Source organism: uncultured Neptuniibacter sp. (assembly GCF_947498015.1).
Lineage (GTDB): Bacteria > Pseudomonadota > Gammaproteobacteria > Pseudomonadales > Balneatricaceae > Neptuniibacter.
This window is the reverse complement of record NZ_CANMIR010000004.1, coordinates 127,522-151,412: the sequence shown is the minus strand read 5'-3', so window position 1 is coordinate 151,412 and position 23,891 is coordinate 127,522. Positions and strand designations below refer to the sequence as shown.

Sequence of the window (23,891 nt, the reverse complement as noted above, 5' to 3'; positions counted from 1 at the left end):
ACAATCCAAGTAAGCATAGATCCAAGATCTAGACTCAAGTGCGGCAGTGTGTAGCATATGGACGCTCTGCTTGATTTAAGCAATACTTAGTACACTAAACAGAGCTAAAATAACGAGAGAAGCCCACCACCAAAAACTCAACAAAATCCTTTTAAAATCAATCAATTACAAATTCACAATCTTTATTCGAATTTTTAAGGGGAGAGTTAATGTTGTCAGGAACCACTTTCACAAACTTTATTCGACGTATAAGCCCTGTTTTCACCCCTCGTTTTCACAATCTTTATTCGAAATCGACATTTCATCATGAACAAAAAACGGGCCCTGAAGCCCGTTTTTTTTAGCTCCGAAAGGCTGCGCCTTTAACTCTCCTCTAATGGATAGACGCCATGTTCATCGTGCACCTCTTTACCATTCAGGGCAGGATTGAATACACACGCCAACTTTAGCTCTGTGTGGGCACGCAGCAGGTGTTCATCATTCTGATCCAGAATATAGATAGAGCCGGGTTTAATCGGATGAATCGCGGCATCATCTAAAGTTTCGACCTCACCCTCTCCGCTGATGCAGTAGACCGATTCCAAATGGTTCTGATACCAGATATGGGTCTCGGTGCCTGCGTAGATGGTGGTGATATGGAATGAGAATCCCATCTTATCTTCTTTCAGTAGTAGCCGGGTACTCTCCCAGTGGCCATCGGGTGATACCACACGTCGTTCTGAATTCTCAGCTTCTTGCAGTGTACGGACGATCATTGTTTAAACTCTCTTAAGCTGTCTGCTGATAAACAGTATCGAAATAGTCATTGTCTTCTGGGATTTCAGATTCCGATGCGCACACATCTTTAATCGCCTGCTCAACAATATCGATCCCCTTCGCCAGATTCTCTTCGCTAATTACCAGCGGGCAGAGGAATTTAACCACCTGATCATCGGCCCCACTGGTCTCAATGATGAGGTTGTTCTGGAAACACTGTTTAGTAATTTTGGAGGCCAGCTCACCACTGACACAATTGATCCCCTGAAACATGCCGCGACCTCGGGTGGTGAAATTACCCTCTCCGTATTGATCAACAATTTTATTGAGACGCTGAGAGATATAGTCGCCTTTCTTTTTGATCTCGGCTGTAAATTTATCATCCGACCAGTAGTGGTCGATCGCAGCTTTTGCGGTCACAAAGGCGAAGTTATTGCCACGGAATGTGCCGTTATGCTCACCCGGCTTCCACTGGTCGATCTCAGGTTTAAACAGCACCACAGCAAATGGCAGACCATATCCGCCCAGGGATTTTGAGAGGGTCACGATATCCGGTTTAATTCCGGCTTCCTCGAAGCTGAAGTAGGTTCCGGTACGACCACACCCCGCCTGGATATCATCAATGATGAGTAGAATCCCATGTTTACGACACACCTGTTCCAGACTCTGCAACCACTCAAAGCTGGCCGCATTAATCCCGCCTTCACCCTGAACCGTTTCCACGATCACAGCCGCAGGATGGTCGATACCACTGCTGGTATCAGAGAGCACCTTATCGAGATACTCTGTCGTATCGACTTCATCTCCGAGATAACCATCATAGGGGATACGACTGACACCGCCGAGGCTTACGCCCGCTGCACCACGATGGTGTGAGTTCCCGGTTGCAGCCAGAGAGCCCAAACTGACCCCGTGAAAACCATTAGTGAATGCGATGATATTTTCACGCCCGGTCACGTTACGAGCCAGCTTCATAGCGGCCTCTACCGCATTGGTTCCGGTTGGCCCTGTAAACTGCATTACATAGTCCAGCTGTCGCGGCTTAAGAATCTTTTCATTAAAAGATTCCATAAACTCACCTTTAGCTTTTGTATGCATATCCAGACCATGGGTAATACCATCGGCCTGGATATACTCGATCAGCGCAGGCTTGAAGATCTCGTTGTTATGCCCGTAATTCAGCGTCCCCGCACCGGCTAAGAAATCCAGATACTGATTCCCCTCCTCATCATAGAGAAACTCCCCTTTAGCGCGATTGAACACGCGTGGGAATGAGCGGGCGTATGACTGAACCTCGGATTCAATCTCTTCAAAAATTTTCATTTATTAGCCTCCAAAAGGCTGATCTATTAATCAAAAATGGGGGACAGGTGCATCTCTATGCCCGAATGGGCGCAAACTGCTTTGCAGGTCCTGCACGATAGAGCACTTCATCTTCATGGCCATCGTGAAAATGCGTACCGCTTTGAAACAGAGTCTGGGCCTCATAATTCATGTGATGCTTTGAGAAGAAGCCCGTGAAAAGCTTTTTCGACGCTTCATTGCTTGGAGAGATGGTCGTCTCCATAAAACATAACGCTGAATTACGACTAAAAAGGCGCTCCAGCATCTCAAAAGCGAGACCTCTGCCACGAAAATTTGAATCCAGTGCAACTTGCCAGATAAACAGCGTATTGGTGCGCTGAGGCGGAACATAGCCCGAGATAAACCCGATAATCTCACCCTGCTCAGATTCCGCAACAATCGATGTAGCAGCGAAATCCTGACATTGCAGCAGGTTGCAATAGAGGGAGTTGGTATCTAGAGGGGGGCACCGACTAATAAGTGAGTGAACCTGAGCCCCATCCATAGGTTCTGGCTTTCTAAAATGAATTTCCATAGTAATACAAATATATCGCAAATCTATTGTTTAGCATTCCTATATATTTTAAAACATCATTCCTGCCCTATTACAAGAGAAAAACCGATAGAATGGACAAAAAGTGCACTAAAATAGTAACTTTATTGTAAGCAAGTGCACAAAAATAACATTGCAATACTAAATATTACTTCGATATGACAGAGCTCTACCGACTAGGGTAGAATTCTTTGCCTGAAAATTAGCTAGGTTTACGATGATGGATAAGAGCCAGGAAGCCTTGGTACTTTTGCGCCAGATTATCAGATCCACTGATATGCAAGAGAAAGAGATTAGCCGCCGAACAGGCCTGACCCTCCCCCAATTGATGACAATGCAGGCATTACGCCTGGTATCCCCTGTTACCACGGGGGAACTGGCTAAAGAGGTAACCCTGACCCAGGCCACAGTTACCAGTATTCTTGACCGTTTGGAGAAGAAAGAGCTCATTCTCCGGGAGCGCGGCAAAGACGATAAGCGAAAGGTCTGGATCACCCTGAGCCCTAAAGGGCTCGATCTGATGAAAGGCGCGCCGACGACCCAGCAGGATATGTTTGTACGCCGTTTTGACGATATGCTGCCCTGGGAGCAATCGATGGTGATTACAGCATTGGAAAGGGTTTCATTTATGCTTGATGCCCAACATCTGGATGCTGCACCTATGCTGGATATCGGTCAGATTGACCGACCTGAAACCGATAAACAGTGAGTTATTAACAGGGTATTTAGGGTTCCTAAATATTTTTACCGAAGCAGCTCATTTGTTATTCAAAATTGCACCATTACAGAGCTGCTTTCTCCTTAGCTGAGACTCCTTTCCAGACAGATAACTGTATAACAACAGAGCCATGACGATGACCATACTACCCAATAGAGTGGTCACTCCAGGGGCTTCGCCCAGAACAATCCATACCCAAACAGGTGCTATCACCGACTCCAGTAATAGAAATAGACTGACCTCGGTCGCACTGATATAACGCGGCGCAATTTGTAGCAGAACGAACCCAATGGGCATCGCAATCGCGACAGAAAGGAACATCGCTCCGATCTCCCCCTGCTTTGCTATCAGCACATCAGTTTCGGAAAAACCGATCAGAAAAATAATGATCCCTCCAAAGATCAAACCCGGCGTGATATCCCTAGGCGCATGCATACGTGACCAGTTAAAATTCAGCGCCATAAAAACAGCACAACCCACTGCCATGAGGTTGCCTGCCAAACTGTTTCCACCCGCCTCATCGCTGACAATAATTGCCATACCCAATAGGGTGATAAGAATCGTCAGCCAGACAGTCAGGCTGATCCGCTCTCGTAACCAGATCCAACCTATCCCTGCTGCGAAGATCGGTGCGGTGCTGATAATCATCAAGGCTGCGGCGGCACTGGTCTGCTGTAACGACTTAGTATAAAAATACGTATTCATCGCGAAGAAGACACCACTTAGAATTCCTGGCCAGCCCGCATTGCGGATTGCCCGGAACACTTTGCTGCGATTTCGGAGCAGTGCGATCAAAAAGAACCCCAGCCCAAAAAACAGCCCGCGCCAGAACAGGACCTCTGTATGACCGATCTCCATCCAACGAATAACAACTGCATCAGGGGTCAGTAACAAAGCCCCCACAAGACTGAACAGCACACCCTTTTTACGCAGGGCGCGCTCCTGTATATGGATCATGATTAACCTACGGCAGGCAAAAGCAGCCCCCTCACTCAGTGAGCAGGCCGCTTTTATCAGAAAGAGTAAAAAGGTTTCAGGTCAGAGAGTTCTGACGCTGTCTAAGATGTGATCACGGGTAAACGTGGCCAGGCGCGTTGATGTAACATCTCGCATCCATTGTCTGTGATGAGTATATTCTCTTCATGCACCATCATTTTTCCGGGCGCATAGGTCATACCCGGCTCCAGGGTCAATACCATCCCAGGTTCCAGCACGACATCTCCCCCCTCTACATGTGAGGGCCATTCGGTTAACTGCATTCCCAGACCATGCCCCATGCGACCAACATCGTTCCCCAGTGCGCCCGCAGCTTCGAGTACATCCCACATGGCACGCCAAACATCACCGGTGCTCCTGCCGGGAGCCGCTACCCCTAACCCGGCTTCGGTAGATCTGTACACGGCATCGTAAGCGGTATGAGTGGCAGGAGGTACGTCGCCAAATGCAAAATTACGGTCAAAATCACTGAAATAACCATCGAAATTAGCCCCGGTATCGATGATCAGCACATCGCCCTCATTGAGTCTGCGATCGGTGGGTCCCATAATGATATTGTCATATCCATCCGGACCTGATGCAGAGATAAGGTATGGGCAGCTATCAGCGCCCAAACGCAGCATCTCAAGGTGCATCGCCTTACACGCCTCTCGTTCAGTCATCCCCACTTTGAGGTTATCCTTAAGATAATTAAAACCTGCACTGGTCACCTCACAGGCAAACCTGATTTTGGCAACCTCTGCGGCTGATTTAACGCTCCGGAGCTTACGCACCAACTCACTGACATCAACCAGTTCATGCTGGCTTAATGCATGTTTCAATTTCTCAAAGTTACTCGCTGGCATCCGTAGGTGGGTTTCAGGACCAAGCATCCCCCCCAACTTAAACGACCCTTTGGAAACCTCTGCCAGGGTCTGCCCCAACAGAGAGATCCCATCATCTTCAGGTCTGGGGGATGGCCAGCTACGAACATCCTCTATCCAGGTCTCTTCAAAACCGGCGACACCAATTTCAGGAACTACTGCTATCGGCCGGCCTGTAGCAGGAACAACTAAAAACCACGGCCGGGTTGGACTCTCCCAAAACTGCGATTTAAACCCACTGAAATAACGGAATTCAGGTTCAGTTGTAAAAAACGCTGCATCAATTCCACTGGCTGTCATTAAACCCTGAAGTTTCTCAGTACGCGCTTCAAATTCTGATTGTGCAAAGCCACGGGGGGGCGTTTTACCTAGCATTGTCATAAGAGCTACCCTAATGAATATTGCCTATTCTCTTAACGTTATTTCAACGTCATTTTCCAAAAGCCAGATCACGTAATAACAAAGCGATATCAGGCACAAAGATCAGCATCGCTGACATCATGAAAAGAATCAGAATGAATGGCAGCGTCCCTTTTATCACCTCCATATAGGGCTTATTAAAAATCGCAATCGCTGTGAAAATGTCACACCCAAATGGTGGTGTAGCTGAACCTATGGCCATTTGAAGCGTAATCATCACGCCCACCAGCACGGGATCAAGACCCACATCTGCCACAATCGGTACAAATATCGGAGTCAGAATGACCAACACAACCAATGAATCTACAAACATACAACCAACAAAAAATGCCAATGCGATCACGAACAGAATATATTCCTTGGAGGCATCTTCCAGATTGAGAGGAGCCAGAAGATCCTGTGGAATCTGTTCAAATGAGATATACCAAGAGAACGCCTGCCCCATGCCAACCAGAATGAACACCACCGCGGTAATAAGACCGGTACTGAGCGCTGCATCCGCTACATCTTTGTAACTGAGTTCCCGGTAGATCACGCACTCAACAATAATGGCGTACAACACTGAAAAAGAGGCAGCCTCTGTAGGTGTTACCGCACCGGAATAGATCCCACCCACAATCAACACAGGAAAACCCAGAGGTAAAATCGCTTTTTTAATCGCTTCAACTTTCTGCTTTAGCGTTGTTTTTTCAACGACGGTAACGCTATCACCCTGATAAACGCTGTAGATAAAGCAGTAAATAGAGAACATAATCGCCAGCACAACACCGGGACCGATCCCTGCAATGAACAGCTCACCTACACTGGTATTCGCCAACGTTCCATAGAGGATAAGACCAATACTTGGAGGTATCAGAAATGCGATATCACTGGCATTGATAATCAGCGCCATAATGAAGCTATCCTTATATCCTGCCTGAAGCAGTTTCGGCCTCATAATCTGACCTACGGATACCACTGTCGCCTGAGTTGAACCGGAAACAGAACCGAACAGCGTACAACTAATACAGGTTGTGATCGGTAAGCCTCCACGCATGTGCCCCACAAACGCTTCTATCAGGCCGAGTAAGTTATGCGCGGTATGCCCTCGGGTCATGATGTCGGCGGCCAGAATAAACATCGGCACTGCAATCAGTGCATTGGGTGAGATCCCGGTCACCATCTGCTGAACGATGACTCCGGGGTCGATACCGGAAAAATGCACCAGCCCGATCAAAGCACCTACGGCCAGCGGGACAACCATCGGGAAACTAAGAAACAGCAGGATGACCATCGCGGCTACAAGCGTAAAAGTGACAACGTAAACGTCTAGTTCACCTGCGATGACATCTGCAAAGAAATCTAAAATTGAACTCATAATATTTCACCCTTTAGGTTTCTTCTCAGCTGTCTGTCACTTCGTACGACAGGTAGATCTCTTTATGGGTAAGGTTCATAAAGAATGCGATCAGATATTGAATACCAGCGATCCCTAAACCGACCGGGATAATGGAATAGATGATATAGACCGGAAACTGCAGCGCCGGGCTTAACCGATTGATATCCTTAAGTTCCAGCACATAAAACACTGCTTTATAAGTGAGGTAGAACATCAAAAGTCCGGTGATGATTGAGATGACAGTTGTCAGTATTTTTTTTGCTTTAAATCCCAAAGAATCATACAAAGCCGTCATACGAATGTTTCGCCCCTGACGGACCGCATAGGCAAATCCGATAAAGGTAACCGCAACAATCAGGAACTGATTCAGCTCTTCGGAAAAGAATAAACTCTTACCAAAAAAGTACCTTCCAATTGCATTAGCGGTTGAATTTGCCATCATCAACAAGATTGAAAAACAGATAATGAATTTTTCTACTGCCTCGGTAATAGCACTGATGTTATGGAATAACTTTTTCATAAGAGCCTTCCTGAAAACCACAAGGTTATATGGCTTTATCAACGTTCAGTTCGGTTGCGCGGAAGGGTTGGGTACACCCCCGCGCAACTGAGGGAGGGATAGGTTTAAGAAGCGTCTTTGACTTCCTGAATTAGGTTTTCAAGGATCATCTTAGCGTTCTTACGAGCGCTACTTTTTTTGTCGTCCTCGTACGCGTTCTCTACCACATCATAGTAGGTTTCATGCAGGGAGCTACTTAGCTCTTTGAAGCGACTACGCTCCTGCTCATTTAATTTCACCACTTTCATATCAGGACGTTCGGCCATAATTTTGTCCATATTTTCCTGATTGATCTTCAGCTGGTAGTCATGAGCAGCCTGCTCTGCAGTGGCAATCGCAGCACGCACCATCTCCTGTTTTTCAGCAGATAGGTCGTTGAACCATTTGCTGTTTGTGGAAACGGTTCCCACATAAGGCTGTTGCCCAGGGAACATAAGGTAATCCTGAACTTCATGCCATTTTGCGTTGTAGATGAAATAGATCGGGTTAACCATACCGTCAACCGTTTTTAGCTGGAGGGAACCATACACTTCACCCCATGACAGAGGTGTCGGCGTTGCGCCAAAGGCCTTGTAGGTTTCCACTGGAATCGTAGAGGTAAAAGTGCGGATCTTCTGTCCGGCAAAATCTTCAGGACTCCTGATCGCTTTATTCGCGCCCCAAACCATTTCACCTTCCGAGATCATCGTAAGCAATTTAAGATTGACGCTTTCAAAACGATCAGCCAGATCACCGTAGATGGTCTTACTACTGGTCAAAACCTTGCGCACTACATCAGTATCGGTACCCAAAACATAGGGGACGCTGATCGCCTGTACTTCTGGAACATAAGATCCCAGATGACCGGTACCCACCGATACGAACTGCACAGTCCCTTTTGATGTCAGCTCTACGATGTCATTCTCTGTACCGAGTTGACCGTAATAGTAAATTTTGACCCTGATATCTCCATCAGACTCCTCTTTTATCTTTTTAGCGAAAGCCTGTGCAAAAATATCCTGTACGTCTTTCTTGTCCTCTTCTGAAGCGAACTTCCAGGTTTCAGCATGTGCACCAAAACTGATGCCCACAGCCAGAAGAGCGGCTAATAATTTATTCATTTTTGTTTCCTCAGGTTTTATTTTTAGAATCAAGGTTTTTGGTTTATCTATTTCAACTGGTTACACACCAACTGCACCCAGTAGCGTGCACCGTACTCAAGAATGCGGTCGTTGAAATCGTACTCTGGATTATGTAAAGCACAGCCACCAACGGACTCCACACCGTTACCTAACAGCGCATAGCAACCGGGTTTAACACGTAACATGCTGGAAAAATCTTCTGAAATTGTCAGAGGTAAACAATCCCCCTCTACATTTTCAGTCCCCAACACCGCTTCAGCTGCCCTGATCGCATGCTTTGTCTGCTCAGGACTGTTGACGGTTGGGTAGAAAGTGTTTTCAAAAACAAACTGGTATTTCGCACCGGCTGACTGGCAGATTCCAGCGACAATTCGCTCCATACTCTCAGAAATTTTGCTCAGACTATCCTCTGTAAAGCAGCGGCAATCCCCCTTAATGACAACTTGAGAGGGGATTACATTTACCGTGCCATTGGTAACAAACTCAGTAGCAGAAACCACAGCGGTTTCCTCTATAGCACTAAGATTTCGCGAGACAATTGTCTGCAGTGCCAGGACAATCTGTGAACCGACAACAATCGGATCTACGCCTCGATGAGGCATCGCTGCATGACCACCAATACCCTCAACCACAATCTCAAAGCTGCTTTCGCTGGCCATCAGCGAACCGGGGCGCACCGTAAAACTGCCTTCAGGCAAGCCAGGCATATTGTGTAAGCCATATACAGCATCCATCTGGAAGCGCTCAAACAAGCCATCATCAATCATCGCCTGAGCACCTTTGCCATGCTCCTCATCCGGCTGAAAGATAAAATGGACCGTGCCATTGAAGTTTCGCGCTTGTGCCAGGTGGCTCGCAGCCCCCAACAGCATGGCAGAGTGACCATCATGACCGCAGGCGTGCATCTTCCCATCATGCTGAGAGCGGTGTTCAAACTGGTTCTCTTCGTGAATAAAGAGTGCATCCATATCAGCCCTCAGGCCGATACTTGCACTTCCATCTCCACACCGTAGGACACCGACTACCCCTTTTTCACCTACATTCCTTGTGACTTCAATCCCGAAGCTCTCCAGCTTTTCTGCGATAAAATCAGCCGTTAGCGGTAGATCAAATCCGCATTCAGGAAAGCGATGCATATGCTGTCGCCATTCGGTCATCTGAGAAATGAGTTGCGGGTCGATAGACATCATAAATCTCCAATAAATCGTTAAGCTAAGCGGCCAAATGTGAACGCATTACGCATCAGTGAACCAAAACCGGGGATATCTTCGGGGTAGTTCATCAACTGCAGGCTATGCCAGACAAGCAATTGATTACTGCTGACGACGGGAATATTGAGTTTTTGCTCAACTACTTCAAGAATAGTTGAAGCCCTCAGCGCTGTGCATGAGATAAACATCAAATCGGATTCAGGATCACAAACAGCCACTGCCTGTTCGGCAATATCCTGAGGAGTGATATAGGTCATGGCGGTATCATCTTCGAAACCAAACCCAGCAATACTTAGAACTTCGTACCCATGTGATTCAAAGAACTCTGCCACCTGATGGTTTACCTGTTCGGTATAGGGGGTCAGGATAGAGACCCGCTTGGCACCAAACCGATCAAATGCCGTTAATGCAGCGGTTACCGGATTTGTTACCGGAACACCTGGGCGTACCTCCTGTACAAGCTCTGTGACACGATCAACACCGATTGCGACCGTGCCCGAAGTGCAGGCATAGATCATCGCATCCAGCTGAGTGCCTGGCAGAATAGAATCTGCTGCCACACTGATACCCGGCGCCATAGTGCGCAGATTTTCAATGGTCAGGGGGTTTACATTCTTAACTCGACTGGTGAAGAACTGGACATCCTCTGGAAACAGGCGGTTTAGGTCTGTCTCAATATTGAAATCTGTTCCCAGTGAGATAACCCCAACGCAACCACCTTTGGCCAGGTGTTCAAGCGGGTATGCATGTTTTACGGTCAAAACTTTCATCATCATATCTCTCAGCTCAATCATTCATGCTGAGCCTTTTTTATTGTGTCGATACTGATTCGGTATAGATCCATATTAAGGGTTTGCTCTGCAGCCATTCATGAAATACAAACCTGAGAATGAGGGTTTGCCGCAAATTCAGAAGGAAAATGCACAAAATATGCATCGTGGCGTGATTTCATACACCACAGATGAATAAAACTCTCTATGCTTAGAACAACCACTGATCGATAGAAGGTAGGAACCCTATGAGTAACGGGCAAGCTGTACAGTTGGATAGCTTCGATCGCAACATTTTAGCGATAATCCAGGAATCTAACCGAGCCACCTCTGATTACATCGCTGAACAGGTAGGGCTTTCCCCTGCTGCCGTGCAAAGGCGAATGAAACGTCTGCGTGAAAATAACGTCATCAAGGCTGACGTTGCCGTTGTAAACCCCAAGGCCGTGGGTCTTGGGGTAACGCTGATCCTTCAAGTCACACTGGAAAGGGAAAGACTGGATCTGCTCGATACGTTTAAAAAAGAGATGAAGAACAATCCATCCGTACAGCAGTGCTACTACGTGACTGGCAGTGCTGATTTTATTCTTATCGTAACCGCACGGGATATGGATGACTATGAGCGCTTTACCCGGGATGTTTTCTTCGACAACCTGAATGTCCGAAATTTTCAAACCAATGTGGTGATGGATTCGGTAAAAACAGGATTATCCGTGCCATTGTTACTAACCGATGAATAACCAACGCAGCCTTTTAAAATAAAAAAACCTCGCAGAAGCGAGGTTTTTATAGAGCTTTATCTAGCCAACAAGCTGTTGATAAAGTTCAGGATCCGTCGCTCCCTCAGTCCCGATAACAAGCACCTTACTCTGCTCATTGAGGTTTAATACCTCAGCAAACTCGGGGGTCTGCCTAGCGATTACTGCACTCGCGAGCCCTGGTACTGCCGATTCACCCGCTTCAATCGCTGGATCAGACTCATAACCTTTCGCCAGTAGTTGCATGGTTGCAGCAACAGCATCTTCACTCAGTGTCATAAAATCATCCGCGCCATTTGAGAGAATCTGCCATCCTAAAACCGATACCTCACCACAAGCTAAACCTGCCATCAACGTATCCAGATCACCGGTCACAACAACAGGCTCACCCGCCTTGGCACTTAGCTGCAGACAGTTCGCCTGCTCCGGCTCAACAATTACAAAGCGGGGACGCTTCTCACCCCAGAGGTCCCAGAAATATCCCGCAACGGCAGAGGCAAGTCCTCCAACACCACCTTGAACAAATACATGGGTTGGAATCTCACCGTTCAACTGCTCTACAATCTCGGATAACATTACGGTATAGCCTAATGCCACATCTTTTGGCACCTCCATATACCCTTCATAACTGGTATCCGAAACGATAATCCTACCTTTCGCTTTTGCTTCCGTATCAGCTAACCGAACTGACTCATCATAGTTACCCGTAATACGAACGACTTCTGCACCAAAAGCTTCCATCGCCAGCTTACGCCCTTCAGAGACATCGCGATGAATATAGATAACGCAACCACACCCAAACATCTGGGCACCCCAGGCAACAGATCGACCATGATTGCCATCGGTCGCACAGCTAACCACTATCTCTGACACCTCACCTTTCAGGTCACCGTTAAGTAACTCTTCAATAGCAGGGCGTCTGCCGAGGCGAGCTTCTAAAACATTCTGCAACTGACGAGCAACCGCATAGGCACCTCCCAGCGCCTTGAAACTTTTCAGGCCGAAACGGATAGACTCATCCTTGTACCAGATCGCTCCTAAGCCTGCGTCTTTCGCCATATCAGATAGTGAGTGCAGCGGCGTTACCGCATAGGCTGGCCAGGTTTTGATATCCGTAATAGCTTCTTCCGCTTTCGCAACGCTGATCACACCCCGCTGAAGCGCTGAATATTCATTCTTACGGCTCGCCTTCGGGTTGGAGAAATGGGTTAGGTTGCCACTCAGTTTAATCATAATCATCGTTGCCTTTGGTTATAACAAAGTCTGCTTACTGCACATCTTCATAAAACTCATTCTTATGTACGCTATATAAAGCTTACCTTTGTTGCTTTTATCATTTTCTGGAAAACCAGATCGCAAAGTCAGTCACCTCAGAGATCAGTAATCGTGATCAACATCCGAGGTTTTGATTATGAAAAGTTTACGAGAACGGCTTGCGGTATTTCCTCCAATTTTTATCAGGCGATAAGGGATTTACGCTTATTCGTTACTTTAATGAGGGTTTATCGTCATATAGCCCACTGACCTCAATCCTGAGTGTTTCTTCTGTATATACGAACCTCACTCTTTGTTTCGAGAAGGGTCAGGACGGTATGGCACAAAGATCAACTTTCGGTTTCCCTGATAAATTTGCCATGCCAAAACCAGATAGGTGAAAACAGACGGAATTAACCAGTACAGGTCTCCGAAGTAGAGCAACAGGGTAAATACCAGCGAGAACGATGCCACAACCAGGCACACAGATTGTCGCTGTTTAGTTTTACGATCAACAGTAAATGCGCCTCCACATTCAGGACAGAGCCTATGACTGCTCGTCCACCCCTGGTGAGGAAGCTCATTTACCCGAATTTCACAATGACAGTACGGGCAAGTTTTCATATACGAGTTACTCTATTTCCCATAACCATTCACTTATCTATCCCGTCAAAGATGAGCTTTAGCGTGTACTCACACTCTCCAATTTTGCGAAGTCAGGGATCCAAATACCCTCCCCATCTACCTTTCCTTAGAGTAGCAGGTAATAAGAAACAGCATATTCTCACCAAAATATCCGCATATACGACCAAAGTTCAGCACGTTCTTAACCAATGACTCTCAGTCCCTTGGCAAAACTTGATCTATGTCGGCGTAAGCTTTAAGAGCCATCTATAGAATTCTTACAAAGTGATTCATAAATACAATAAATAGCGCATTTTATTTATCACAATGCGCAGAGAGGGTTCTAAATTGAGTATTGCAGAGTCTGTGCTGCCCGAAACCCGGCAGTTTATCTCGGGCAACATGGCGGTCGCACAAGCCGCACGTGACGCTAATGTAAAAGTTGCTGCGGCATACCCCGGCACACCATCTACTGAAATTCTTGAGTACGTTGCGGGATTCCCGGAGATCTATTCTGAATGGTCCATCAATGAGAAAGTCTCTCTTGAGGTGGCTATTGGTGCCTCAATGGCAGGTAGTCGAGCCCTCTGCGCGATGAAGCATGTGGGTATGAATGTCGCCTCAGATGCGTTCATGACTCAGACACTCATCGGTGCAGTCGGTGGACTGGTGATCGTTGTTGCTGACGATGTGGGCCTCTCCTCGTCTCAAAACGAGCAGGACTCTCGCTACTGGGGACGCTTTGCTCATCTGCCGGTCCTTGAACCCAGTGATGCTCAGGAAGCCTACGATTTTACCCGGGCAGCCTTTGCCCTCTCTGAACAGTATGAAGTTCCAGTGATAGTCAGATTGACCACGCGAATCTGCCATGTAAAAGGGGTTGTGGTTAATAAAGAGGCGGAATCTCATGAGACCCGCGGTTTCGTTAAAGACCCTTCCCGTCTGGTAATGGTCCCCGGCAACGCCAAGGGCCGAATTCCCAAGATGATGGCTCGGGACCTTGCGCTCAAAGCGTGTAGTGAAGAGAACGATCTGAACATCATCGAAAGTGGTACCGATACTGAAGTGGGTTTCATCACATCAGGGGCCGCTTACTTCCATGTAAAAGAAGCATTCCCGGATGCCCCGGTTCTTAAACTCGGATTTAGCCACCCAGCCCCGATCGAGAAGATTCGCGCGTTTAGTCAAACTGTTGAAAAATTGGTGGTAATTGAAGAGGTTGAGCCGTTACTCGAAACCGAACTACGCGCCGCTAATATCGAAGTTTACGGTAAAGATATTGTTCCCAAAATCGGCGAACTCTCACCTCCGGTTATTCAACCTGCGATCAACAATCTGCTGGGCAAGGCAGGGGAATATAACAACATCATCCCTGCACAAAATATCTTCCCACGACCACCCACTATGTGTGTCGCCTGCCCTCACCTGGGCATCTACTACTGTCTATCACATATCAAAAACACCATCATCGCTGGCGACATAGGCTGCTACACACTGGGTGCGGGACACCCTTGGAACGCGCTTGATACCTGTATCAGCATGGGGGCCAGCCTCAGTGTTGCTCAGGGTATCGATAAAGGCCGCGGTGAATCCGATCAGAATAAAAATGTCCTGGCAGTCATTGGCGACTCAACCTTCCTCCACATGGGCATGCAAGGGCTACTGGATATCACCTATAACAAAGGTAACGTCACCATTCTGCTTCTGGACAACCGTGCAGTTGGTATGACGGGCGGGCAAAATGCGCCATCATCCGGGATAAACCTCCAGGGTCAGGAAACCTCACAGGTGGATTTCCGTAAACTCTGTGAAGCGCTGGGAGTCAAACCTGAGCGCATTCGCGAAGTGAATCCCTACGAGATGCCTACCCTGTTCAAAGCGTTACGTGAAGAGGTCAAAATAAAAGAACCCTCAGTCATCATTACCAATCAGCCCTGCGTACTAACAGAACGCTATAGCAAACTTCCCCCTCTAAAAGTAGATGATGATAAATGCACCGGATGCGGTAACTGCCTTGATGTCGGCTGCCCTGCAATCACAGTGACTCGTCGGGAAACAGTCATTAAGCCAAACGGAAAAGAGAAGGAGCTGGCCTTTGTACAGATCGACACAGCCGCATGCACCGGATGCGATCTCTGTACTAAGCCTTGCGCCCCGGATGCCATTATCCCAGCACGCAATATCAGTTGTGATCAGCTAACTAACGCGGTGGAAGTAAAGTGAAGCAAGATGTAACCAATATTCTGGTTTGCGGAATCGGTGGTCAGGGTGTAATGACAGCTGCAGATATTCTCGCTACCACAGCCCTTGACCTCGGATATGACGTAAAAAAAACCGAAGTGGCCGGTATGGCTCAGCGAGGCGGAGTAGTCACCTCCCATGTACGTTTTGGCCCCAAGGTTTTATCACCCTCTATCGTTCCCGGAGAAGCCGATCTGATACTGGCATTTGAACCGGCAGAGGCACTCCGCTGGAGCACCTATCTGAGATCAGAGGGTCTGATGATGGTGAACAGCTACGCTCAACTCCCTCCGGTTGTATCGATTGGGTTGTTCGATTATCCCGAAGAACCCTTTGCCCAGTTACTGGAGAAAGGGATAGATGCTCATCAGTATGATGCGGGGCATGCTGCTATCGATCTCGGCGACCGGCGACTTATTAACAGCATTATGCTTGGTGCAATCGCTGATCACCTCCCCTTCCCGGCTGAGACGCTTGAGCAGCACCTCCTGGCACGATTTAAAGTAAAAGGGGAATCCATTGTGGAATTAAATCGGGAAGCCTTCGCTATAGGAAGACGTGCATTTAACTAATGTCACAATAAGGGCTCCAACGGGAGCCCTTATTTTTTGATGAACTACTTATCCAAGCTGCTGTTGATAATCCCAATCCAGACCTGTGGTGAAAGGAACCCGTCTGCCCATTCATCCCACTGCGCCGTTAAGCCCTGTGCCTGCATCTGCTCTACGCTCATACCTGCGACACGCATCTTTTTAACTTCCGCAGCCGTGCCTTCCAGCATCTGTTTAAAGGCCAGCAGATCTTGCTTATCCCCTAAAGGACCATGTCCGGGAATGATGACCGTTTTCTCATCGATCCGCATCAATACATGGTCAATATTTTTGGCCATCTGAAGTACATCACCACCATGATCAACATCTATAAATGGGAAAAATCCATTAAAGAAGTGATCCCCTAAATGCACCACATTAGCTTTTTTAAAAAATACGACGGAATCACCATCCGTATGCCCATTGGCAAGATGAAGTATCTCTACCTCTTCAGCATTAATATGCAGAGTCAGTGATTTTTCATAGGTGATGGAAGGTAAGGCATATTCAGGATAGGGCTCACTTTTCATATTGAAGAGTTTTATCTCCTGAGCAGTCAGCAGCCGGGCCCTGACATTATCATGAGCGATAATCGGTGTTGAATGACCAAAATGAAGGTTGCCCTGAGTATGATCACCGTGCCAATGGGTATTGACGATATAGGTCAGTTTCTCTTCACCTCCAAATGGGGAGAGTGCTTTTTGCAGCGCTGATGACATCACCTTATAGTCATCGTCAATCATCAGGATGCCCTGCTCACCTGATAGAACGCCGATGTTACCCCCACGCCCCTGCAGCATCGAAATGCGGTCTGTCAGTTGGGTAACCTTAAACTCTTTATCTGCCTGGTGATGGTTTTCTGAGTACCCTGATATGGGTATCAACAACAGTAAACTACACAGAAAACCTACAGATCTATTAATGAGATCCGACATCTTCAACTCCTTTATTAAGCTAGTATCCAATGTAGTCTTCAATAATCAAACCGGCAAGGACGTTAGGGCCTGTTCCAATATTGCTGAATCCATTGCAGGCGCTCGGCTTCATTGTGAAACGTCCAGGCCACAAAGCGACTGACTTTCTGACCCTGCGACATCTCAATGGTTTTCACCTTTTTCGCCCTGACCTGCTTTAGCGTTTTATAGATAGGTGCCAGATTCTCTTTTTTTGAGACCAGGCAGGTAAACCATAAACACTGATCCGCAAAATTCTGACTTTCCATAATCATCATCCTGACAAAGGCGCGTTCGCCCCCTTCACACCAGAGTTCAGCGCCCTGACCAGCAAAATTCAGACTTAGCTTTTCAGGCTCATTCACGTTTTTGGCACGGCTCAAATTTCTAACTTTTCGCCTGCTCCCTTTATTTGCTTCCTGCTGAGAGGAATGAAAGGGAGGATTGCAAAGGGTAAAATCAAACCGTTCTTCTGGCCTGATAATCCCATTAAAAACGTGCTTCGCGTTGTTTTGCTGACGGCAGTTCAGGGCGCCCTTTAATACGGGGTTTGCTTTAACTATCTGTTCTGCGCTGGCAATAGAGACAGGATCAACATCACTGCCTATAAATCTCCAACCATAGCTCTGGCTACCCAAGATGGGATAGATACAGTTAGCTCCCGTGCCTATATCAAGCCCGGTAATTTTTTTCCCCACAGGTACACTGCCACTATTGGAAGATGAGAGCAGGTCTGCAATATAGTGAATGTAATCGGCTCGACCGGGTATCGGCGGACAGAGATACCCTTGTGGTATATCCCAGTAACGCACCTGATAAAACGCTTTGAGGAGAGCCTGATTCAGAGCTTTGACCGCATCAGGGTTTGAAAAATCGATCGACTTCCGCCCAGATTTTGACAGGTGCACATATATCTCAAGCTCAGGAAGCGCGGTACATAGTTGTTCAAAATCGTACGATTGTGAATGAGGGTTTCGCGGATGTAGCGTCCCTTTCTTGCCACTGTGGCGAGGCAGTTTAGTATCCAAAGCAGTTCCGGCAGCCGATTAAATGCGGGATTGTAACAAGAAATAGGAGATGGCGTATGAACAGAAGGTTCGTCATCGTGAGAAAAAGGTGGCCGGGCCCAATAGATCACAGACCCCAAACGTATGCTCCCTAGTAGGGCCCGGCAAACTTTCCAGCGATTATGCAGAGATCCTCTCTATTTATATATTCGATACCATACGTACACGGTATTCGTTAGCGACTAAACGCCATTGTGGGACCTCTTCCATGACCCCCACTTGATCCAGATATCTTAATGACAAGCTGCTTGCGAGATCGCATTCACCTTGTACATCAATAGATGGCAACATTGCATCAGCGACATGAACAGCTGTCAGTGGAGTAAACTCTGTACTCACAGAAAGATGTGGAACATGATGCAACATCACCGCTTCCACCACCTGTGGCGGCAGATTCCACAGGGCTAACATGGCGCCGGCCACTTCCCCATGGAAGAATCCAAAAGCAGCTTTCTCTACCAAGTAGATTGGCTTTTGCTTCTTCGCTGAATAGTTCAGCAATTTTTTATACTGCACCGGATCATGAGAAGCCATAATCAGGATACCGATATCATGTAGCAGTCCAGCCAGAAAAGACTGATCCTGCACAGCTTTGCTGGCTCCAGCACGACGAGCAATAGCCTGAGCCAAACGACCGACGGATAATGACCTCTGATGAATTTTTTCAAAAGAGAACATATCCCAGTGCTTATCTTCACTGAACTGTTTATTGAGCTGATTGCTGAGCGCCATACTGCGGATATTACGCAACCCTAATATGGATACCGCTTCTTTCAGATTAGAAATCTCACGTTCAAATCCAAAAAACGAAGAGTTAACCTGCTTCATCACCTGTGCAACGATTGCGGGATCCTGCTCGACAATTTCGCTTACAGCTGACATATCAGCTACTTCTGAGGTAAGTGCATCTGTGAGCATACGATAGATGCGCGGTGGAGAGGGCAAACATCCCACGTTAGTAATATAGCTTTGCAAAGAGGAGCGGTTCAGTAATCTGATCAGCTTGATCTGATATTCCAGCGTATCTTTCAGTTCCTGGATTTGTGTATCACCTGGAAATATTCTGTGTGCGACTTCAGCAGCGCGCGCCTTCATACTGGCATTCCAGTATTCCGTACCTAAAAAGATACGAACTGCACCCGGTTGTACCTTTGCCACTTTACTCATGAGGTCGATATCAACCATCGCTCTCATTGAACAGGGGACGATAACTGCATCAAACACCTGCTCTTCGAGTTGATTTTTCAGGTGTTCCAATGTGTCATAACGCACAAAGTCCCAATTCAGACCTGAAGCACGCGCATCATTACTCCAATGAGCATAGCTTCCCTGCTGATCGAGCATTGCGACCCTGAAGTTATGCGCTGAGTTTTTTGTAACGGTGCTCATGACCTTACTACCTGTGGTTGGATTAATCATCGCTAATCAATACGTGACTTCATTCATTAGCATATACTTATGGTTGAATCGTAGCTTTTAACTCATTTTTTAAAAGACCGTTTTTAGTAAAATTTTAATTAGTTTGACATTAATCATCCTATTACCTGTTTAAAAAACCGTCTCCCCCCCTCTTTTTAAAGGCTTAACGCCCATAACGACTGTTTTTCATAAAATTTTAAGAAAATCATCATTAGAAACTTTCATCTAAAAAAGATAGTAAGGAAGGGGGAAAATGGTTAGGAACGGCTGGATTCAGGGGTCTTCAACGTCACCTGGGATGGCCTTGACCAAACATAAACCATCGCAAAAATTATGGTAGCAACCACCAAAAGCTTCAAGCCCAGATGGAAGGATTTATAAAGGAGTGGATAACTGACCATCAGCAACATCATTATGGTAGAGAGCAACTTCGCTTTAAAAGGGATCACTCCCTCACGCTCCCAATCCTGGATAATTTTGCCAAAATAGCGATTATGCAATAGCGCCTGATGTAACCTCTCAGAACTGCGTGAGAAACAGAACGCGGCCACCAGCAGAAAAGGGGTCGTTGGAAGCAAAGGCAAAATAACACCAATTGCGCCCAATACCACGCAGAACATACCGGAGATAAGATAGAGAGTTCTGACAACGGTCTTTCTCAAGAAGGGCTCCTTAGGATCAGAGTCTTTTGCGATCTCAGTTACATCATACCCTATAAGATAGCAGGAAAAAAAAAGGCATCACACGATGCCTATAATCTTCTCTACTCTGAAAGGCTCTGCACTGCTGCGGGCCTTTTTCTGGTTTTGATTATTTCAGCATAGCTGATAACACTGCATTAAGCTCAGGAATACACGAACCACAGTTGGTTCCACACTTAAGTTTGCTGCCTAACGATTCCGCACTATGGCATCCCTGAGATACAGCATCTTCAATCGCATTACGCCCAACCTGATAACAGCTGCAGATCATCTCACCCGGATCTTCAATTTCACAACCCGTAACACTCAGAATAAATCGTCGCTGCTCTATGGAAAGCTCTGTCTGTGCAAACATCTCTTCCAGCCAGCGTGTCGATGGGATCTGACCATATGGCATCACAAAGAACGCCCACTTTAACTGTTCGCCCTCAAGGCCCGCTGCTCTGAAGGCGGCACTGTGACGATCTTCCAACCAGATATCCACTTCCCCCAGGTATTGACGGCACCATAGGCGAAAGTCATCAATCTCCTGTTCATCAGCCATATAAAAGAAATCCAGATCGTTTTTAGGCACTTTGGCCCAATACTCCACAGGGAGGGTTGGCTGAAAGTCACCGTCACAGAGTAACCAACCCTGCCATAACGGTTTTAGAGGGTTCAGTGCGACCCGGCCATGCTTAGATTCGGGCTGCCCGGAGAGAGGATCAGTCACAGCTTCCAGTAAGACCCCCATCCGCCCCTTAGTCGTGAAGACACTGCTCCAATGCATCGGAACAAACAGCTCTCCAGAGCGAACCGTCTCGGTCACTCGAGCTCGTCCAATATACTCCCCCTGAGGGTGGGTCAACTTAACCAGATCCCCCATCTGAAGTTCATATTCTCTGGCATCCTTTGGATTGATCTCTACAAATGGCTCATCACGGTGTTGAAAAAGTCGCGCAGCACGCCCGGTCATCGCCATCGTATGCCACTGGTCTCTTATCCGTCCGGTATTGAGAATAAAAGGCAGATCAATATTGACCTGCTGAATCGGCTTTTGCGATTTAAGCGGTACAAAACGGGCCTTTTTAGAGGGGGTATAAAACAGGTTATCTGTAAACATACGGGCCGTCCCGTAGGGGAAGTCTTCATTCACAGGCCACTGGACAGGCTTCAATGCATCATAGGATGCCTGTTCTATCCCTGCAAAAAGGCTTATATCAAACGCCCGAGAACAGTTGTTTTCGAAGCCAGAGAGCGCTGCATGTTCAGAAAAAATATCAGCCGGATGCTGATAATCAAATGCGTCCTCATACCCTAGCCGCTTAGCGACCTCACTGATAATCCACCAATCATGTTGCGCCTCACCGGAAGGAGGAAGCAGTCCACGCTGTCTGGAGATTCTCCGTTCCGCATTTGTCACAGTGCCGTTTTTCTCACTCCAGCCAGTTGCTGGTAAAGCGATATCCGCATACTTAAGCGTTTCGGTCTGAGCCATACAATCAGAAACAATGACAAGAGGACAGCTTTCCAATGCCCGAATCACCTGATCACAGTCGGGCAAACTAACCGCGGGATTTGTCCCCATGATCCAGATCGCTTTGACCTTACCCGCCTCGACCGCCTGAAACAGCTCTACCGCTTTTAGCCCCTCTGATCTGGCTATATTCGGAGCGTCCCAGAACCGCTCGACACACTCGATCGATTCAGGCGACGTAAAATCCATATGGGCAGCAAGCTGATTTGCCAGCCCTCCCACCTCACGTCCTCCCATCGCATTAGGTTGACCCGTAATTGAGAATGGTCCCGCCCCCTCATAACCCATTTTTCCTGTTGCCAGATGACAGTTAATGATCGCATTAGAGTTATCTGTCCCACTATATGACTGATTCACTCCCTGTGAGTAGAAGGTCACCACTCGCTTAAGATCACAGAAAAGGCGATAAAAACGCTTGAGGAGTTCGGCATCCAGATCACAATAGGCAGCGATATCGTTAAAACTTTTAAATTGAGACTCCGCCTCTGTCAGCGCTGCTTCAAAACCCTCTGTATATTGCTCAATATAGGCAGCATCTGCCGCGCCTGATGCACTAATATAGGCCAGAAGTCCGGAAAAAAGCTCACTATCGGTGCCCGGTTTCAGCTTCAGATGCAGATCTGCCAGATCGCAGGTTGCTGTTTCGCGAGGATCTATCACGACCACTTTAAGGGCTGGGTTCTTTTTCTTAGCCGATTGCATCCGCTGGAAAAGCACAGGATGATTCCAAGCTGCATTACTACCTACCAGAATCAGCAGTTCTGCACACTCAAGATCGTCATAACAGCAGGGAACAGAATCAGTTCCAAATGCTCGCTTGTATCCGGCGACAGCCGAAGCCATACAGAGTCGAGAATTCGTATCGACATTGGCACTGCCGATAAACCCCTTCATTAATTTGTTTGCCACATAGTAATCTTCCGTCAACAACTGCCCCGAAAGATAGAAAGCGACAGATTCAGGACCATGTTCATAAATTGTGCGACTGATGCCTGTAGCGACCTGATCCAGTGCACATTCCCAACTGGCCTTTTCCCCTTTGATACTCGGGTAGAGAAGACGTCCTCCCACCCCCAACACCTCATCCAGTGAAGCGCCTTTGACACAAAGTCGTCCATAATTTGAGGGATGATTTTTGTCTCCACAGACCTTTCTGACACGCTGACACTCAACATCAGCCTCAACTCCACAGCCCACACCACAGTAAGGACAGGTTGTCTTTATATGCATCCTCAACTCCACACCAGGATTACAGGCTTGGGCTGTATCTAGTTGGTTATCAGGCACTCCAAAGCCATTATCCTTCAAACCAGATAAATACGCCTCGTTGCGCCCGTAATCAGATTTTAATCTCACTATAGAGCGCTTTTCAGCAAACTGTATGCCAGTTAATAAAATCCGATGATTGGAACACTTATTGCTGTTCAACCAGCAGGCCACCAAATATCGGAAATGATTGATGAGTTATACAAACAGTTTGAACGTCCTGTTAATTGATGACGAGCCTGATCGTATTAAAGCGCTCAAAGAAGCGCTGCATAAACTGGGACACCATGTGATCTGCCACCTTCCAGACACCTCAGAACTGAATCAACATGTAGCAGAGACGCACCCTGACATTGTCATTATAGATATGGACTCCCCCGACAGGGATACCCTGGAAAGTATGGCGACAATGAGCCAGAACAATCCTCGCCCAATCGTATTTTTTGCGGAACAGCAGAATGACCAGCGCACAATGGTGGATGCAATCAACGCAGGTGTTAGCGCTTATATCGCTGATGGACTCCAGGCCGACCGGGTTAAGGCAATCATGGCCACTGCTGTAGCCCACTTTGAAGCCCACGCCTCCCTCAGAGAGGAGCTGGAGAAGACCAAAACTCAGCTATCTGATCGGAAGATCATTGAAAAAGCAAAAGGGATGTTGATGTCACATCAGGGATGCGATGAGAACCAGGCTTATCAAACCCTACGAAAGCTTGCGATGGATCGGGGACAGAAGCTACCCGACGTTGCCACTAGCGTCGTAGAAGTTCTTAACCTGACTAACGGCCTCAAACGACAGTAGAAATAAGGAGC

Annotated in this window: 22 protein-coding genes; 5 read left to right on the top strand and 17 right to left on the bottom strand. The window is 47.2% G+C overall.

What is annotated here, in order from left to right:
• Positions 1-362: 362 nt before the first annotated feature.
• The 3 genes from Q0882_RS06700 to ectA are packed head-to-tail and all read right to left on the bottom strand — an operon-like array spanning position 363 to position 2,635.
• Complete coding sequence (locus tag Q0882_RS06700) at positions 363-755, bottom strand: ectoine synthase (RefSeq protein WP_299179290.1); 393 nt, start codon at positions 753-755, stop codon at positions 363-365.
• A gap of 13 nt (positions 756-768) precedes the next feature.
• Positions 769-2,079, bottom strand: coding sequence for a diaminobutyrate--2-oxoglutarate transaminase (ectB, locus tag Q0882_RS06695; protein ID WP_299179289.1), 1,311 nt, complete (start codon positions 2,077-2,079; stop codon positions 769-771).
• Between the two features lie 55 nt (positions 2,080-2,134).
• A complete protein-coding gene (gene ectA, locus Q0882_RS06690; RefSeq protein WP_299179287.1) occupies positions 2,135-2,635 on the bottom strand; it encodes a diaminobutyrate acetyltransferase in 501 nt (166 codons plus the stop codon).
• A gap of 235 nt (positions 2,636-2,870) precedes the next feature.
• On the opposite strand from ectA, the gene Q0882_RS06685 reads away from it, so the two are divergent.
• Positions 2,871-3,362, top strand: a complete 492-nt coding sequence (locus Q0882_RS06685; RefSeq protein WP_366915916.1) for a MarR family transcriptional regulator — start codon at positions 2,871-2,873, stop codon at positions 3,360-3,362.
• 48 nt (positions 3,363-3,410) lie between these two features.
• On the opposite strand, the gene Q0882_RS06680 is transcribed toward Q0882_RS06685, so the two are convergent.
• The 7 genes from Q0882_RS06680 to Q0882_RS06650 all read right to left on the bottom strand — a co-directional run bounded on the left by Q0882_RS06680 (position 3,411) and on the right by Q0882_RS06650 (position 10,713).
• Positions 3,411-4,328 carry a DMT family transporter gene (locus tag Q0882_RS06680; protein WP_299179285.1) on the bottom strand — a complete coding sequence of 306 codons (918 nt, stop codon included), beginning with the start codon at positions 4,326-4,328 and terminating at the stop codon, positions 3,411-3,413.
• A 101-nt stretch (positions 4,329-4,429) separates the two neighbouring features.
• Complete coding sequence (locus Q0882_RS06675) at positions 4,430-5,611, bottom strand: Xaa-Pro peptidase family protein (protein ID WP_299179284.1); 1,182 nt, start codon at positions 5,609-5,611, stop codon at positions 4,430-4,432.
• A gap of 49 nt (positions 5,612-5,660) precedes the next feature.
• Entirely contained in the window at positions 5,661-7,007 is a 1,347-nt protein-coding gene (locus Q0882_RS06670; protein ID WP_299179283.1) for a TRAP transporter large permease, read from the bottom strand.
• Positions 7,008-7,032: 25 nt separating this feature from the next.
• Positions 7,033-7,548: a TRAP transporter small permease gene (locus Q0882_RS06665; RefSeq protein ID WP_299179282.1), complete on the bottom strand. Its 516-nt coding sequence runs from the start codon at positions 7,546-7,548 to the stop codon at positions 7,033-7,035.
• Positions 7,549-7,652: 104 nt separating this feature from the next.
• On the bottom strand, positions 7,653-8,687 hold the full coding sequence (gene dctP / locus Q0882_RS06660) for a TRAP transporter substrate-binding protein DctP (RefSeq protein WP_299179281.1): 1,035 nt from the start codon (positions 8,685-8,687) through the stop codon (positions 7,653-7,655).
• A 47-nt stretch (positions 8,688-8,734) separates the two neighbouring features.
• Positions 8,735-9,898 carry a M20 aminoacylase family protein gene (locus Q0882_RS06655; protein WP_299179280.1) on the bottom strand — a complete coding sequence of 388 codons (1,164 nt, stop codon included), beginning with the start codon at positions 9,896-9,898 and terminating at the stop codon, positions 8,735-8,737.
• Between the two features lie 17 nt (positions 9,899-9,915).
• Positions 9,916-10,713, bottom strand: coding sequence for an aspartate/glutamate racemase family protein (locus tag Q0882_RS06650; protein WP_299179279.1), 798 nt, complete (start codon positions 10,711-10,713; stop codon positions 9,916-9,918).
• A 224-nt stretch (positions 10,714-10,937) separates the two neighbouring features.
• Here Q0882_RS06650 and Q0882_RS06645 point away from each other — a divergent pair, with 224 nt between their 5' ends.
• Positions 10,938-11,429, top strand: coding sequence for an Lrp/AsnC family transcriptional regulator (locus Q0882_RS06645; RefSeq protein WP_299179278.1), 492 nt, complete (start codon positions 10,938-10,940; stop codon positions 11,427-11,429).
• Positions 11,430-11,489: 60 nt separating this feature from the next.
• Here the strand turns inward: Q0882_RS06645 and Q0882_RS06640 are convergent, their stop codons facing one another.
• Positions 11,490-12,680, bottom strand: a complete 1,191-nt coding sequence (locus Q0882_RS06640; RefSeq protein WP_299179277.1) for a diaminopropionate ammonia-lyase — start codon at positions 12,678-12,680, stop codon at positions 11,490-11,492.
• Positions 12,681-13,007: 327 nt separating this feature from the next.
• On the bottom strand, positions 13,008-13,325 hold the full coding sequence (locus tag Q0882_RS06635; RefSeq protein ID WP_299179276.1) for a hypothetical protein: 318 nt from the start codon (positions 13,323-13,325) through the stop codon (positions 13,008-13,010).
• A 348-nt stretch (positions 13,326-13,673) separates the two neighbouring features.
• On the opposite strand from Q0882_RS06635, the gene Q0882_RS06630 reads away from it, so the two are divergent.
• Positions 13,674-15,548 carry a thiamine pyrophosphate-dependent enzyme gene (locus Q0882_RS06630; protein ID WP_299179274.1) on the top strand — a complete coding sequence of 625 codons (1,875 nt, stop codon included), beginning with the start codon at positions 13,674-13,676 and terminating at the stop codon, positions 15,546-15,548.
• Positions 15,545-16,138 carry an indolepyruvate oxidoreductase subunit beta gene (locus Q0882_RS06625; protein WP_299179273.1) on the top strand — a complete coding sequence of 198 codons (594 nt, stop codon included), beginning with the start codon at positions 15,545-15,547 and terminating at the stop codon, positions 16,136-16,138. Before Q0882_RS06630 ends, Q0882_RS06625 begins: the two co-directional genes overlap by 4 nt.
• A gap of 44 nt (positions 16,139-16,182) precedes the next feature.
• Here the strand turns inward: Q0882_RS06625 and Q0882_RS06620 are convergent, their stop codons facing one another.
• From Q0882_RS06620 to Q0882_RS06600, 5 genes are all read right to left on the bottom strand, one after another.
• Positions 16,183-17,091, bottom strand: a complete 909-nt coding sequence (locus Q0882_RS06620) for an MBL fold metallo-hydrolase (RefSeq protein WP_299179272.1) — start codon at positions 17,089-17,091, stop codon at positions 16,183-16,185.
• A 62-nt stretch (positions 17,092-17,153) separates the two neighbouring features.
• Positions 17,154-18,137 carry a 23S rRNA (adenine(1618)-N(6))-methyltransferase RlmF gene (gene rlmF, locus Q0882_RS06615; protein WP_299179271.1) on the bottom strand — a complete coding sequence of 328 codons (984 nt, stop codon included), beginning with the start codon at positions 18,135-18,137 and terminating at the stop codon, positions 17,154-17,156.
• 180 nt (positions 18,138-18,317) lie between these two features.
• Complete coding sequence (locus tag Q0882_RS06610) at positions 18,318-19,565, bottom strand: HDOD domain-containing protein (protein ID WP_299179270.1); 1,248 nt, start codon at positions 19,563-19,565, stop codon at positions 18,318-18,320.
• A 287-nt stretch (positions 19,566-19,852) separates the two neighbouring features.
• The gene (locus Q0882_RS06605; protein ID WP_299179269.1) at positions 19,853-20,257 is read right to left on the bottom strand and encodes a YbaN family protein; all 405 of its coding nucleotides are present in this window, start codon (positions 20,255-20,257) and stop codon (positions 19,853-19,855) included.
• A gap of 148 nt (positions 20,258-20,405) precedes the next feature.
• Entirely contained in the window at positions 20,406-23,042 is a 2,637-nt protein-coding gene (locus Q0882_RS06600) for a nitrate reductase (RefSeq protein ID WP_299179268.1), read from the bottom strand.
• A 229-nt stretch (positions 23,043-23,271) separates the two neighbouring features.
• On the opposite strand from Q0882_RS06600, the gene Q0882_RS06595 reads away from it, so the two are divergent.
• Positions 23,272-23,880 (top strand): ANTAR domain-containing response regulator, encoded by a 609-nt coding sequence (locus Q0882_RS06595; protein WP_299179267.1) that lies wholly within the window; start codon positions 23,272-23,274, stop codon positions 23,878-23,880.
• The last annotated feature ends 11 nt before the right edge of the window (positions 23,881-23,891 follow it).